At 43.8% G+C, this 14,058-nt stretch carries 16 protein-coding genes; 1 reads left to right on the top strand and 15 read right to left on the bottom strand.

The features are described from left to right. Window positions 1-15 precede the first annotated feature (15 nt). The 10 genes from Ga0451573_RS20235 to Ga0451573_RS06040 all read right to left on the bottom strand — a co-directional run bounded on the left by Ga0451573_RS20235 (window position 16) and on the right by Ga0451573_RS06040 (window position 8,184). On the bottom strand, window positions 16-294 hold the full coding sequence (locus Ga0451573_RS20235) for an aggregation-promoting factor C-terminal-like domain-containing protein (protein WP_353740065.1): 279 nt from the start codon (window positions 292-294) through the stop codon (window positions 16-18). A gap of 65 nt (window positions 295-359) precedes the next feature. Further along, window positions 360-1,154 (bottom strand): hypothetical protein, encoded by a 795-nt coding sequence (locus Ga0451573_RS06000; RefSeq protein WP_231682978.1) that lies wholly within the window; start codon window positions 1,152-1,154, stop codon window positions 360-362. Window positions 1,155-1,168: 14 nt separating this feature from the next. Next, window positions 1,169-2,260: a hypothetical protein gene (locus Ga0451573_RS06005; protein WP_231682979.1), complete on the bottom strand. Its 1,092-nt coding sequence runs from the start codon at window positions 2,258-2,260 to the stop codon at window positions 1,169-1,171. Further along, window positions 2,261-2,611 (bottom strand): hypothetical protein, encoded by a 351-nt coding sequence (locus Ga0451573_RS06010; RefSeq protein ID WP_231682980.1) that lies wholly within the window; start codon window positions 2,609-2,611, stop codon window positions 2,261-2,263. Window position 2,612: 1 nt separating this feature from the next. Further along, on the bottom strand, window positions 2,613-3,074 hold the full coding sequence (locus Ga0451573_RS06015) for a hypothetical protein (RefSeq protein ID WP_231682981.1): 462 nt from the start codon (window positions 3,072-3,074) through the stop codon (window positions 2,613-2,615). An 18-nt stretch (window positions 3,075-3,092) separates the two neighbouring features. Continuing rightward, entirely contained in the window at window positions 3,093-3,941 is an 849-nt protein-coding gene (locus Ga0451573_RS06020) for a hypothetical protein (RefSeq protein WP_231682982.1), read from the bottom strand. A 52-nt stretch (window positions 3,942-3,993) separates the two neighbouring features. After that, entirely contained in the window at window positions 3,994-5,781 is a 1,788-nt protein-coding gene (locus tag Ga0451573_RS06025) for a right-handed parallel beta-helix repeat-containing protein (protein WP_231682983.1), read from the bottom strand. A 13-nt stretch (window positions 5,782-5,794) separates the two neighbouring features. Further along, window positions 5,795-7,192 carry a hypothetical protein gene (locus Ga0451573_RS06030; RefSeq protein ID WP_231682984.1) on the bottom strand — a complete coding sequence of 466 codons (1,398 nt, stop codon included), beginning with the start codon at window positions 7,190-7,192 and terminating at the stop codon, window positions 5,795-5,797. Continuing rightward, window positions 7,192-7,761: a phage adaptor protein gene (locus Ga0451573_RS06035; protein ID WP_231682985.1), complete on the bottom strand. Its 570-nt coding sequence runs from the start codon at window positions 7,759-7,761 to the stop codon at window positions 7,192-7,194. Before Ga0451573_RS06035 ends, Ga0451573_RS06030 begins: the two co-directional genes overlap by 1 nt. 18 nt (window positions 7,762-7,779) lie before the next feature. Further along, window positions 7,780-8,184 (bottom strand): hypothetical protein, encoded by a 405-nt coding sequence (locus Ga0451573_RS06040; protein ID WP_231682986.1) that lies wholly within the window; start codon window positions 8,182-8,184, stop codon window positions 7,780-7,782. Window positions 8,185-8,315: 131 nt separating this feature from the next. Here Ga0451573_RS06040 and Ga0451573_RS06045 point away from each other — a divergent pair, with 131 nt between their 5' ends. Beyond that, window positions 8,316-8,894, top strand: a complete 579-nt coding sequence (locus Ga0451573_RS06045) for an acyltransferase (RefSeq protein ID WP_231682987.1) — start codon at window positions 8,316-8,318, stop codon at window positions 8,892-8,894. On the opposite strand, the gene Ga0451573_RS06050 is transcribed toward Ga0451573_RS06045, so the two are convergent. The 5 genes from Ga0451573_RS06050 to Ga0451573_RS06065 form a co-directional block, all read right to left on the bottom strand. Further along, window positions 8,895-10,049, bottom strand: coding sequence for a hypothetical protein (locus Ga0451573_RS06050; RefSeq protein WP_231682988.1), 1,155 nt, complete (start codon window positions 10,047-10,049; stop codon window positions 8,895-8,897). 98 nt (window positions 10,050-10,147) lie between these two features. Next, complete coding sequence (locus Ga0451573_RS19720) at window positions 10,148-10,270, bottom strand: hypothetical protein (protein WP_269438134.1); 123 nt, start codon at window positions 10,268-10,270, stop codon at window positions 10,148-10,150. After that, a complete protein-coding gene (locus tag Ga0451573_RS06055; protein ID WP_231682989.1) occupies window positions 10,270-11,553 on the bottom strand; it encodes a hypothetical protein in 1,284 nt (427 codons plus the stop codon). Before Ga0451573_RS06055 ends, Ga0451573_RS19720 begins: the two co-directional genes overlap by 1 nt. 215 nt (window positions 11,554-11,768) lie before the next feature. Next, complete coding sequence (locus Ga0451573_RS06060) at window positions 11,769-12,773, bottom strand: hypothetical protein (protein ID WP_231682990.1); 1,005 nt, start codon at window positions 12,771-12,773, stop codon at window positions 11,769-11,771. A gap of 87 nt (window positions 12,774-12,860) precedes the next feature. Continuing rightward, window positions 12,861-14,036, bottom strand: a complete 1,176-nt coding sequence (locus Ga0451573_RS06065) for a phage major capsid protein (RefSeq protein ID WP_231682991.1) — start codon at window positions 14,034-14,036, stop codon at window positions 12,861-12,863. Between the last annotated feature and the right edge of the window lie 22 nt (window positions 14,037-14,058).

The raw sequence follows: 14,058 nt of genomic DNA on the forward strand, positions 1-14,058 counted from the left end.
TAAACCCCCTCTTGGTTAATACCACCCGTTTTGCTGGTGAAATGCCACAGCTTTTTGAGGCGTACCATACCTTTTTTTGATATAATCTATACCCGCCACAACCTGCTTTACCGGGTCAGACGTTTTCTGATAACCATAATTCCCCCATGTGCTGTCAAGAAACTGCATCAATCCGTAGGCAGTGGATTTCGGGTTTTGTGCTGTTGGATTTCCGCTTGATTCTTCACCAATAATCCAAGCTAATGGTTCGGCCCAATCAGCCCCTACACCGGCAATTTTTATTGCATCATTTATCCATGAAGTAACGTTTCCACCCTTGGTGTTTCCGTTGCCAGTGCTATTTCCCTTCGGTGTAGGGGTTACGGCTCCCCCTGGGGAGGGTACATGTTCATGTAAGGGTTTGGTACGCCACCGGAAGAGTCCAGGCTGCCGCTATATTTAGCAAAGTATTCAGGCCACTTCATTGCCATAGCTTTAAGAATAGATGCTACGTCTGCACCCTGGCCAGCAATTTGCGAACCAAACTTACTCAAATAATCAAAAGCGGCTTCCGGACCATCGGCACCAAGCACCTGGTTGATGTAAGTGTTGGTTGCTATGTAATTTTTGTTTTGAAGCTGATTCTGATCATCCATCATATTGTGATATCTTGACTGTTCATTAATTCCAGCCATGCTTGTACTGTATTGGTTTTGAAGCCCCTGACGTTCCAGGTTTAACCCTTCATTTTGTACATGTGCCGGCCATGTTAACCCACCCTCAAACATTCCCGTTACACCGGCCCTCTGTGCCTTTTGTCCCATGCTCCAGTTATCACCGGCATACCCCGGCGCAAACTGCCCTGCTCCGGTCTGGAAGCCTTTATTCGGGTCAGATCCCCACAACTCCTGCGGCATGTCAATTGGGCTGCCACCGGAAGCAAGATAATCGCCCCTTACTTTGCTGGCCTGCATATTGATATCGTTTTGCTGTTCCGGATTTGCAGTTGCCCATTGGTCACCCAATGTTTTCAGGGCTTCCATGAACGGAGTTGCCCGCTGCTCTTTTTGGTATCCGGTGATAGCATTTGCCAGCAAAGGAGCAGCCTGATAAGGGTCCAATCTCTGCTGTCCACCGTTTGGAGATAATTGTGCCAGTATTTCAGCTAAATCCATTCAAGACCCCTCCTTTAACCGTACATAAACTGACTTAGAAGCTGAGTTAACATGGTCTGGTCGATAGACTTGTCCTGCAGGGCCATGTTTGCTATTCCCATTGCCTGTTGCCACTTCTGCTGCTGTGCTTGCTGTTCCATGGCCCGTGACATCTGTTCCAGCTCCGAAAGCCGCTGAGATTCCAATGTACCGCGCCTGGCCTCTGTGTCGGTCATCATTCTGTTTGCAGATGCTTCAGCTGCAGCCAATTCTTCTGCCAATCCGGCCAATTTCGCAGCCTTCTCCCCCTCTTTTTCCTGAGACCACTGGATAACAGGGGTTGTTCGCTTCTCTGTTTCCCAGTTCACAACACCACTCCTGCCCATGCCGCGGGCAATAGCGTTTTCCAGGGCATAATTCCTAGCTTCTCCAAGCATGGCCTGAGTACGCTCCGGGACACCGGAATAAGCGGCTTCTGTTTCTGTCTTTGCTTTGCCGTAACCAGTAGTCGCCTTTTGAATCATGTCAGTGATTGAAGACAGGACAGGATCAACCTGTAAGGTTGCATACTCACTGGCTTGGGATTTCATCTCATTAGCAGACGGCGGCGTATACGCGGAAGGCTGGTTAAGTATGCCCAACAAGAGTTGTTCATAATATGGCCAGTTATTGGCATTTGTTTGTTGTGGCTGTTGCTGTTGAACTGGCTGCTGCTGGGTTTGTTGACTAGGTTGATTGGTTTGATTTGAAAAGTACTGCGGATATGCCTTCATAAACGCTGCAGCCTGGTCAGGGTGCGAAAGATTCCCCTGTCCCTTGCTGGTTATTTCGTTTGCATATGATTGAGGATCTCCCTTGAAATAGTTATTCAAAATCTCTGTATATGATGGAACATAGGATGACCCGGAAGAACCCGAACTGCTCTTAGAACTACTGGAGCCAGACGAACTCCCAGATGACCCCGAACCTGAACTGGACGAACCGCCACTTGGAGCCTTTTCACTTTTATAACTGCCATCAGCGTTAACGCTTGTTATTCTGTAGTTGCCGCCGGCAGTTTTTACAATGTCACCAGACTTCAGTCCTTTTGGAGCCTTGCCATCAGGGTTTACTTGTACTATTGCCACTTAGAACCCTCCCCTCAAACGATACTGTGCCAACAACTGCAGTAACTGTTCAAGGCCCATGTTGCCAGATTTACTTCGCCAGCGGTCTTGCATTTGCCTACGTGGGTCTTGCTGATTCGGCATCTCGTTAAAATTAGGGTTACCACCGGTGTGAAGCGGCCTCTGTTGTGGGGCTTCCGGCCCATGACCCGGTAAATACTGCCCGGTCTGCTCATTAAAAAACGGCGTACCACCGGTGTACATCATCCCCGGCTGCGGTCCCTGTGGTCTTGTTACAGGTTCTGGCCTTTTCTGCCTCATCAGCCGCTCAGTTGAAAGCTTTGCGAATCGCTCTGCAATAGGATTAATCACTTTACAACCCTCCCTTATTGATTCTTTTCTCAATGACCGAGAACTTACTTTCTAACGCGTTTAGCCGTATGTCTTTTTCGGCTAATTTAGCCTCTGCTTCGGCAAGCTGCTTTTTCAACCGGGGAATTATCTCCGATTCCGGTTCAGCATTTTCCGCAAGGTGTTTTATTGCCTCTGTACGGCTGGCATATTTAATACCGCTTGCCTTTGATTTATATACTTCATAATCCAAGGGTTCAATCTGGTATAAAACATCCATTTCCTGCAGCATTGCTTCTGCAAACGGCACATCACCAGCAGAATATACTACTATGCCGTCATTCTCCAATTGGAAAGGAGTCAGTTTTTGCCTGACTCCTTTGTCTTTTGTATCAAGTTTTTTCGGTGTAACCTGTCCTGGGAAACTTGTTCTAATAAAATGAGTAGCGAACACAACTACTCCGTCATTTACTTGAACATACAATTTTTACCCCCCTTTCTCTTATTGGAGAGGCAGGCCCATGGCACCCCTTATTTGGTCAGCCCAAACATGAGCCGCTTTTGCACCGTCAATATCTTTGTGCTTACTCTTTTCATCCCAGACCTTTTTGCATCTGTTTATTTCTTTAACCCCTTCTTCTTTATCTATCTTGTACCATTCAAGCCTTTCTGTGCATGTCAATGGATATTCTTTTATTAATTCGGTTTTTGTTAGTATCCAAACCTTTTCCTCAGGTCCTGGCCGTGAATAACATGGTTTAAATACAACCCTTCTTGCTAACTCTGACCCAAAAACACTTCTAAAGTCTTCAGCAAATAATTCTTCCGGATTATTATAATATTCATCATATCCGTCACGGTGTTCCTTTTTGTCTGGTTGGCGAATTTTATTAACATAATCGCGTAAATCCTTATCAGATAAATACCTAAACCTAACTAGATGCCCTATGCCATGAGAAACAAAGTAACGATTCAGGGAAGCATTATAAGGGATTTCGATGCCGTTCACGGTGATTCTTACATTAGGTCTTTGAAAAGCAAAAAGATACAAAATACCGTCTCGGGTAGCAAAATCACCAAGGGAGCCGTACTTTTTATGGGTGAATCTTTTGTGGACCACATTAATTGGTATTTGTGTTTCTTTTAAGAGTGGAAAGCTATTTTCAAGAAAAGACAGTTCATATACCACATCAGCAACAGAGAACATTTCTTCATCACTTTTTATGGGATGTGTACTGCCATAACCCAAAGAAATGTCTCGAAATTCTGTTATGGTTACTTCGGCTAAAGCGGTAGAAGAATTTAGCAACATAACAAGTACTAGCAATATAGAAATTAAATATTTACGCATTATTAAACACCTCACGCTCTAATTTAACCACTTATTGCCTTTGTTGTCAACATTACACTCTGTTTCCAGCCACAGTTATGGTGCCAGTACCCGAATCTGAAAGGCTGCCAGTTACCCCGCTTGTTAAAAGGTCGTTATTTGTCACAACATTATCTTCGCAATCTATATTGGCAATACTAATCCCGTATCGCGGTTGATTGGCAAGAGAGCCTTTTCTGCAGAGATTCAATTGCATGTTGTTTCTACTGGACCCTGAGTAAACGCAAATATTATCATAGGTATTATTGGTCTTCTGGCTGTTTTCTGAGCATGTATTACTTGTTATACTGTTATCAGAAGAACCGTATGCTACATAAATACCTTGTTCTCTGTTTAACCTGCACGTATTACCGACAACATCATTGTTGGTGCCACCACTCAGGTAAATTCCTTTAGTACTCTCAAAACAGGTGTTGCCATTTATTGTATTGTGATGAGAAAGAACATATATCCCAAAAATTGCTCCTCGGCACGAATTTCCCATGACTGTATTATTGTCTGCAGATATACTAATTGTTGCACTGTCAATACCTCCGACAGATTCTAATACGTTCCCATTAATAATGTTCCCTTCAGAATTAACATATAAACGAATTCCATGTGCGGTTCCGGTCGTGATACCAATGTCTCTTATCGTGTTTTGAGAAACAATATTGTTAGTGGACTCGTTTAAATAAACACCGTAAGTCCGAAAGTTTTTCACCTGACAATCTGTTATGTTACAATTTACCGCCTTTGCAAAATATATTCCAGTTGCCCCGCCTTTTAATTGGGCAATATTTTTGTTGCCATCAACTAAAATGTCCTTTACGCATATATTAATATTCCCATTTACCGTATCTGAGTTTGTAATTGCGATGGGCACACTTTGGGTATATATTGCCTTGATTACAGTTGAGTTGCCCTGCCCTTGTAATGTTACGTTTGAAGGCAAAACTATACTTCCGCTTACCATAAAAGTACCATCTAGCAATTCAATTTTCCCGCCAACAGCACCCAAAGCATTTATTGCTTGGTTTATCGTATCCTGGGCACTAGTAGACCCTGTAGGCACAACATAATCAGCGCGTTTTATATTTGTCGATGTATCCGTATCACCTACGATAAACGTTGCCCCAACCTTGGAAATTTGATCCCCTGGAACACCGGCAACCGTTCCGGTAACATCACCTGCAAAGGCCACGCTGGCAGAAGGCAGGTAAGAGTTTTCTTCTGCGATAGATGGCTGTATAATAGCCGACTTCAATATCCCATCAGCATTTATATCCTGATCGACCATCCGGTAGGCCTGCACCCCAAAGGTATAATATTTGTTTGCGGGTTTCCCCTGGAAAATGATAGCCCTTTTTTCTGCACCTACATAGTGATCTGTTTCCTCTGCGGGATTAGTGCCAAAAGCATAAGCACCTGAGGTATCCCCGGACCGCACCCACACAACAAACCCGTCAACATTGTAAGCGTCTCCCAAACCATCAAAGCTCCATTCAACACTTATATCTGCCGAACCATTAGTGTTAATGGTATGGTCAATTGCCGAGCCATCAGCAGCAATAACCGGGTCTGCCGGAACAGTGCTTATCCGGTCATTCCTGGTATCAAAATTCGTTGCTACCGCAGACCAGGAGTCCTTGTTTACCTCAACCAGTTCATTTGTCGGCACTCCGATACCGTTCTCATAAACCTGCAATTGGTTCACATAAAAGGTTAAACCTTCCATTATTGCATTAATTTTGCGCGCCAGGGTAGATAAATCTTCGTCACCTGTTATTCTGTAAGGCATTTGAAAAGGTTGGTAAGCCAAAGATCATCACCCCTTACTTAACAAGTCCCTTGTCGTAGTATGATTTTAGCCCGGACAAACAAAAATCTTTGTCAATCGTGCCATGTTCGAACCTGGGCTGATACTGCCGGCCCTTGGCACCTATCAACCGATACCGGCGAACAGCATCAATATCGGTCTTTACTGTGGGGGTTATCCATGAACCAAGGTTAAGCCGGTATTTGAACACGGCTGTATTTAGTCCGGACACATCTGTAGCAAACACATCCATGAAATTCTTAACCCGTACAGGGTCTTTATCGTCAAAATTGGGACCTACCCAGTATGCTTCAATGGCTGAACCGATATCGTTATAACCGGTGTTCTGCTTAACAATAAATCCTGAAGCATTGTGCCCGGTATAAAGCTCTTCTCCGGTCCCACTGTCAAATTCGATCGCGCAGCTAGGAGTAATTCCCCGGAATATCCACCAGCCTTGAAGTTTTACGTCATAAGCCAAAACCAGGTTTGGTACAGTACTAGCCCCTTCCGGCACTGCGAAACAAAGAATGTTGTAGTAAGGATTATAATAAGCAACTGATTTTTCAAGATATTGCTGATTCACGTTGGCCCACGTGCGGGGAAGCTTGGTTTCTATGATATTTCTTGACTGTAATGTATCGAAAAACATCGGGCCCTGATAAGAGATATAATAAAAATAGGGCTCCATTACGAACCCTGCCCTTGGTCCCACCACTCCGTAATTCTGTTCAGGGCAACTGCTCCTGAAATCATCAAGGCTGGTGCCCATGAGGTTGAATATGCGCCGTTTTTTACAACATAAAACCTGCTGCCCATACCTGGCCAACATTGTCAGGCTATCACCGTCACCCTGGTCAAATTTTTTCTCATTTACACCGGGCCAAGTCTCCGGAGCAAATGAATCAGACCACCGGATTGTGTCCGGGTCAGTAATCACGAACAATTTTTCATGCTGCAGGACCGGGCATTGACCCACCGGCGCATTTGCAAGCGCTGAAACCGGATTTGTCCCATCATACTTAAACGGGGCATTTGCACCGTCAAAACCGACCATGTAATTTACGCATGTTTCAAACATGATCGGATTGGTTGTAGATAATCCGGTTTTTATCTGCACAAAAGCACTGGTACCGGAATCCCAGTAATAAACCTTGCCGTTTGCTGCGGCAATCAGTTTCCGGTTAATCGGACCGCCATAATAAAAAGCATGAAGGCCTTGTATGGCGGCAGCCAGTGCAGAAGAATTAAGTTTGGTTTGTCCTTTGCGTTTCTGAAGCCGCCCAGGGGTGATACAAATGCAGTTCTGCACATCAGTACATTCGTTGGCGGCCACAAGCCCATCTTCCACAAAGTCATTCATGCCACCGGAAAAATCTATGACCGGCCATGCCGGAGTATTGGAAGTAATCATTATGACCAACTCCCTGCTTTAACCCGGTGTGACTGCCGGTTTTGCTTCTTATCTAGGTCTAACCAGTCTTCAGCTTCGCTGAGCCATTCATCTGACCAATACTTAGCCTGGGCAATATCCTCATTGTCTTTGTATCGTTTGTGAATAGCAAAAGCGATAAGAGCCTCTTCACAACCGGAAAACTCAGGCGTGTCAGTATCTAAGGACATTGTTGCAGGTTTCGGTACATAAATAATAGTCCCTGAACCGGTATACTTGGTTTCAAGGACTATCGTGCCGTTACTGATCTGATATTCTTCCGGGGTGGTATTAGATTCATACTTGGGAAAAACAAATTCACTTTCCGGCGCCAGATTACAGGGATACCCGCTAAAAGCCAGCTTCTTTAATATCAAACATGTTGCCGGAATGGTTGCTTCCCCGGAAACAAAGGCCAAGGTTGCCCTGGCCCTCCGTTTTGACATTTGAGCCAGCTTTTCCTGTCCTTTGTTTAGCAGGACATCGTTATCGTCACTGGTTCCAACTCTGTTTGCTACTCTGGTTCGCATCTGCAAAAGTGTTAGTGCCAATAAGTCCACCCCCTTGGATTAGATTCCTTCCCATGCAAGCCTGGAAAAATAGGGCTTCATTTCTTCTCCTACGCCTCGCAGTTCATTTCTCCTATCCTTTTCGGCAATCCGTTCAATCTTTTCGTTATGTTCATCTATTTCCCGAAGCAGGTTTTTACGATATCGGAGATCACTTGCCCTGGTGATATACAGTGTCCGGTAATCAAGCTCATCATAATAAATGGTAATCCCATAGGTGTTTCCTTTGTGGGCTAGGTTATGGACCTCATATTTCTGTGTTTTGGTGTTTAGCACCAGGAAGTAATTTGGGTCCATTTCCCGGAGCCGTTCCGGGATGCCTAAAGCTGACGTAAAGATAGGCTGCAGGTGTTGTTTGCCCTGCAGCCTATCATGGATCTGAGTTTCATATGAAGCTTTGCTCATTCGTGTTTTCACCTCTATTAGAAATATGGTTATCGTGCTAACGCTCTTCGTTAGTTGAATAGATATTTTCACCCAAACTGTGAAAAAATGGTATAATGTTCTCACAAACAATTTAAAAGGTAGGCGAAAATATGAAACGCATATTAAGTTTTCTGTATAAAAAAATCGTCTTGTTTTGGTTAAAATTCAGAAACCGTAATTTGAAAATACTAGGTTCTGTTCATATCAGTGGATATCCTGAAATATCGATTGGCAAAGACTCTAAATTAATCATTGGCGATAATGTTACATTAAATTCTAGCAACCATGATTATCACGTCAACATGTTTGCCCCCGTTAAATTACTCGCAAAGCGTAAAGGTGCTACAATAATTGTCGGGGCAAACACAAGGATTCACGGCAGTTGCATCCACGCCTTTGAAAAAATCTCAATCGGTAAAAATTGCTTGATAGCCGCGAACTGCCAGATATTTGATGAAAGCGGACACAGTATTTCATTTGATGATACCACCAACAGACTTAAAACCAGAGGAAAAACCAAACCAATAGTGATAAGGGATAATGTTTGGATTGGAACCGGATGTATAATCCTTCCCGGAGTAACCATTAAAGAAGGTAGCGTAATAGCCGCTGGAAGTGTGGTTACAAAAGATGTGCCAGCCTACTGTTTAGCCGGGGGAAATCCCGCCAAGATTATACGGCAACAATAACTATAAACTTAGTGTGGTTATCTCGTTATCTGTTTCAATAAGTCCTTCACAAGCTATTGAGTAATCAGGATTAACTCCAGCTATCTTGTTGTATCCGCAAAAAGCATTATCCGCACTAATAGATACTCTAAAACTAAGCTGGTGTTCAACGTAAATGTCATTGCCTTCAAAAATCATTTCAGGCATAAGCACGTATGGAAATTCTATCACCCTGTAAATCGTATTTATTTCTGCTCCCATCATAATCACGGCTTTATTTATATACTCTTTACTGACATACGCCTTGTTGTTTTTTATCACCCTAACACTGTCTGGAACAATGCCTTTTACCTTGAATATAATATTATCGCAGGACAATGGGTCAGTTGAGTCAATTGCCAGTTTTACATTGTTACGGTAGACATTATTTTCGCAATATACCTTCTGTCCTGTCAAATACGCAGAATAAACCATTGCATGCTCATGGTTAGTTTTAATTCCTTCCACCCAATTATAGGTGTAATGGATTTCTTTTGCTTCGGACAACACCATGCAATTGTAAACGGCTCCATCTCCATCAAGATACCAGTCATCATCATTAACCATTATATTGCCCGAAACCATAAGCATTTCTTTGTTATTTGTTCTCTCGCTTGTTAAGCCATCATACAAAAAACAACTTGAATTTTTAATTATGTTGTCTTGAATCGTGCATAAACCATAACTGTAATTCTCTATATTGATAAACTGAGCGGCATATATGACGGCATAGTCAAGGGCAGTCGGATTAATTATTTTGTTATCTGTGATGTTGATACTTCTGAAAACTGAATCAGATTCTACGGGGCAGGTGGCTCTAAATCCAACCATGTAGCCACTTGTTTTGTTGTTTTTAAATGTAAATTCTTCGATATCAAAAACATTTTGTTCGGTATCTGTGTACCCGGCCATAATTCTTGGCTGAAACAATGTACTTTCATTTATGAATTGAATATTTTTAATTAAAACTGTTTTCGTGTCCTGTGTCAGTCTGAACAAAACAGGGCGAACATCAGTAATAACAGTATTACAGTAAAATATCAAGGAACCATTATCGCCACAAAGCAATAAATCACCGACTGCATTGTCTTCCGTCATATTAATAGGGTCAATATAATAAGTATCATCAATATACACTTCTTGTCCCGTCTTTGTTGCTAAAATCAATGCGTCACAATTTACTGCGGCTTTAGTGCTATCATTGGGAACAGCGCCAAATTCCTTGATATCTATAACTACTTTTTTTTGGAAATGGTAATTACTGCTCCATTCGTCAGCGTTTTTTGCTCGACCACTTCCATATCGACATTACCTTCTTCATATGTATCACCAACATTTAAAACAGAAACATCAGTCATTATACCACACCTTCTTCCTCAACAAGTAGCACTATTTTACGCTTATTGGTTTGGGTAACATCTGAGGAGTTTTTGTAATAAATTTTTAGCGGAGTGTCATTGTCGAACGAGACTGCAAATAATTTTGTTAAAAAGTCGGCTAAATCAGACGGACTTGAAGTTACTCCGGTCCCTGCCTGATTAGAAAATATCAAATTACTGCTGTATGTAGTTGTAATTATTCCGATGCTAACATCTAGTGTAGTATGTGGTATAAACATAGCAATATAATGTGTGCCGGTAGTGCCGCCAGGAGCAGTGACGCTTGCAGAAAAACCTATTATTTTATATTTTTTCCCCGTTGGTGGAGTGACAGTTATTGTTTCACTCGAACCTGCTGCTATCGCAGCATCTGACGAAGCGTCGATAACTGATACTGCAATATTTCTTCCCGTTACTTCGACAGGCTGGGAGCCGGTCACCGTTGTCGTCACGTTCTTTTCCGCCACCGCTATTTCATACTGAGTCCCGGCTACAACAGATATTCCATCTGCTCCAAGCGTAAACGGTATGGCGGCCCCACCTATGGGTATGTTTCCTGCAACAAAAACAGCATCGACAATAAACTTATCTGACACACCAACAGTATTAGCAATTAAATTTTGCATATCACCTGCTGCCAAGAGCCGCGGGTCACCCAAGCCGTCCAAGTTGACAGTGATGGTCAGCACTGTACCTTCCAGAGAGGCAATTGTATCCCCAGTTGTATCTACACCCTGCACAATCTCAACCGAGTAGGCATTACCTGCTTCACCATCAAGGTCTCCCTGGCAGCGGATGGTAACCTGGCCTTCCGCGTCCTGGCCGGAACCAATCACAGCCGATGCCGCTACCGGGTCAAGAATAGCTGGGAAGATAAAGGAATTTGCCACGCTTCCAGTAATTCTTCGGAAATAGTCTACCCCATCGATGGTGATTTTGACTACCTTGCCGATAAGTACATCAGCTTCGAAGTCTTTTGTAGAGTCGATTACCATTGTTTCTGTTCCGTCCGTAGCGGTTCCCCGAATAGTACTTACTTCCGCCGGAAGCGAACCTGCGCCGCCACCCTGAAGCTGTTTAATAATACCTTTAAGCAATGCTGTAACGCTTGCACTTGCTGTCGGATCAGTTACAGCTGCAGCATTTAATGCTCCTGTTAAGGTTTCCAGATCAGGGCAATCTGCCGCAAATCCATAACTGCCATCACCCAAGTCAACCAGCTTGATTTTGTTTCCACCTATATTGAGATAATCATCAGCCAATTCATTTTCCTCCCTTCATCGAAAATCCGGTACTTGCGCATTGCACCGGATTTCACAGAGAAAATTTCAAATCAAAAACAGAACAGGGAGGGGAGAACCCCTCTCCCGTCTGCTCTTAATGGTTTATACACTAATTATCCCGTTTCGTATACTAGTTATCCTGTTTCGTATACCAGTTCCAATATATTAATCAACCCGATTAATATATTAGAACACTAATAACCGATTGCCAAAACCCTGGCAGTTACGGCAGAAAGGTTAGATTCATTTACAACCTCTGCGGCAGCATCAGCTGATATAGCCCCACCCGTTACATTGCTGATTGCAACCCCGGTCAACGCGGCTACACCTTCATAAACAATCTCAAAATCATCGTTATCGGCCAAAGCCCCAAGATTAACCGTCATATTAGTGACATCAACGGTCCCGGCGACAGCCAAGTCAGCAGCATTTTTGGTTATCTTAACCACATCTGCTTCAGACGGAGTCTTTAAGTCAGTCGGTAAACCAATCTTAGAGCCGATACCAACAGCAATTTTAATGGCGTTATCACAAATATTGTCTACGGTTACATCGGTCACGGTGTCAAACTGCTTAACACCGTACTTATACCGGTATTTAGCAGTTGCCATGGCTTTGTTCCCAGCATCCGATGTAAAAGTAATATCCTCAGTTTGTGCAGCTCCCCTATAAGTACCGGTCACGGTAAAGGTCATAACTCCTTCAAACAGGTTTAAGGGACCGCCTGAATCGTTGTGGAATACGATACATACGTTTCTGCCCATATCGGGATTAGCCGTAGCAGGAAATGCATAAGCAGCATCAGCAACGGCAGTTTCAGCACCAACGAGAGCCCCATTTGTGGGCAATGCATCGGCGTCAGCGTTTTCAGAATCGGTATTAGCCGAACCCTTAATATCCGCTCCGGCATGTACCAATCGCAGTGTCTTGGCAGTGGGGGTAAGAGTATTTACATGACTATGCGCGGCCTGAGCTTTTACGGGTGTAAAAGCCTTTAATTTGCTGTTGTCATGGTCAAATTCAAAAATATATCCGGCAGCGGGTGAAGGAAGAATAAAATTGAGCACCGCCAATCCAAACTGTTTTGCTGTCAAAGCTTCTCCACCGGTCGGGTAACTGTCATCCAGAGTAACATCAGCGGTAACAGCATAACCGTTACCAAACTTATTCCTCTTTTTTACAACTACACTTGCAGCCATAACAATCAAACTCCTTTCTGACTAAGGTTAGATTAATAAAAAGAGAGGGAGAACCCTCCCTCTCTTTCCTGCGAATATTGCTTCAAATTAGTGTTCGGTGATCCCGGACATTTTGACTTGGCCCTTAGGCTTCTGGCAGCCGAGGTCACAATATTTGGCCATGGTTGCTTCCCAAACCGGCTTATTGGCCACACGGTTTAAGACTGCACCGTCTTCATTAAGCCACTCATAGTCGCTCATTTCATAAACCTTCCAGTCGGACAGGTCAAGGAAATAGAGTTCCCCTGGGGCAATGAATTTATCGGCTACAAAGGGCAGTCCATTGAAACTGATAGCCTTGAAACCGCCCTTCAGTTCCATGGTGTTGACAAGCTGCTTCTGAGCGTTGAGCAGGTTCAGGTATCCCCGGCGAACACCGTGAGAACCAAGCATGAAATTAATCTCAGACCCGGCCTCAATATCAGCATCGTCAATACCTTGCTGCATTTTAATCTCAGAGATTTCACCAACAGTGGCAATTTTGGTTGCGTTGAACCATGTTTCGGTTGACCGGATAACATCATAAAGAGTGGTGTTTTCAAAAACACCCTTAAGGCCGGTTATTTCCAAGTCCTTGTTGCCATTGACATATAATACGTCACCATTGCCAATTGAAGCATCGAGGGCAGACAGAACTGCCGTTTTGTTAGCACGGTCAACAGCAGTAACTTCGACACCGGCATTGTCAATTGTCTCGGCATCAACATCGTACACATCAACCAGCATACCAACAGCAAGGTACTGTACTCCAATGTCATTGTTACAGGTAATGGTCTTGGTCCCGGCATTGATACTGGTAATAGTACAAAGAACACCAGTACCGTCACCAACTGCCTGCCTGGACAGGTCACGTTTGCAGTCAATCTCACAATCACTGATTTCGGTTTCCAGCATCCTGGCAAAAGCCCCAACGCTGGACCGGCTGGCCTTGATGGTCTTATCACTGAGCTGAATACGGGCAAACAGGTTCTTGGTTTCCCATTCAGCCTGCTTGGTTTTACGGCTGTTAGAAGTCGGCAAGGTTCCATTGTCTGCCCTATTCCCGATTCCACCCTGCACCCCGTAACGCAGGGCCATAATGATTTTCTTACCTTCAACATGCTCACTAGTGCGCTCGATCTGAGTCAGGAACGCACTCGCTTTTTCGTTCATCTGATAGCGGAGCCCTTCGAGATACCAGAGCTTCAGAGCTTCAGCAATGGCGCTCATGGTGAGTTCAGCCATTATAAATCACTCTCCTTAGGAT

The organism is Phosphitispora fastidiosa (assembly GCF_019008365.1).
GTDB classification, from domain to species: Bacteria; Bacillota; Thermincolia; order Thermincolales; family UBA2595; genus Phosphitispora; species Phosphitispora fastidiosa.

Bases quoted from the DNA above. Each gene is read 5' to 3' on its own strand.
- Ga0451573_RS06000 (WP_231682978.1), bottom strand. From the start codon at position 1,154: ATGGATTTAGCTGAAATACTGGCACAATTATCTCCAAACGGTGGACAG.
- Ga0451573_RS06020 (WP_231682982.1), bottom strand. From the start codon at position 3,941: ATGCGTAAATATTTAATTTCTATATTGCTAGTACTTGTTATGTTGCTA.
- Ga0451573_RS06030 (WP_231682984.1), bottom strand. From the start codon at position 7,192: ATGATTACTTCCAATACTCCGGCATGGCCGGTCATAGATTTTTCCGGT.
- Ga0451573_RS06040 (WP_231682986.1), bottom strand. From the start codon at position 8,184: ATGAGCAAAGCTTCATATGAAACTCAGATCCATGATAGGCTGCAGGGC.
- Ga0451573_RS06045 (WP_231682987.1), top strand. From the start codon at position 8,316: ATGAAACGCATATTAAGTTTTCTGTATAAAAAAATCGTCTTGTTTTGG.
- Ga0451573_RS19720 (WP_269438134.1), bottom strand. From the start codon at position 10,270: ATGACTGATGTTTCTGTTTTAAATGTTGGTGATACATATGAAGAAGGT.
- Ga0451573_RS06060 (WP_231682990.1), bottom strand. From the start codon at position 12,773: ATGGCTGCAAGTGTAGTTGTAAAAAAGAGGAATAAGTTTGGTAACGGT.
- Ga0451573_RS06065 (WP_231682991.1), bottom strand. From the start codon at position 14,036: ATGGCTGAACTCACCATGAGCGCCATTGCTGAAGCTCTGAAGCTCTGG.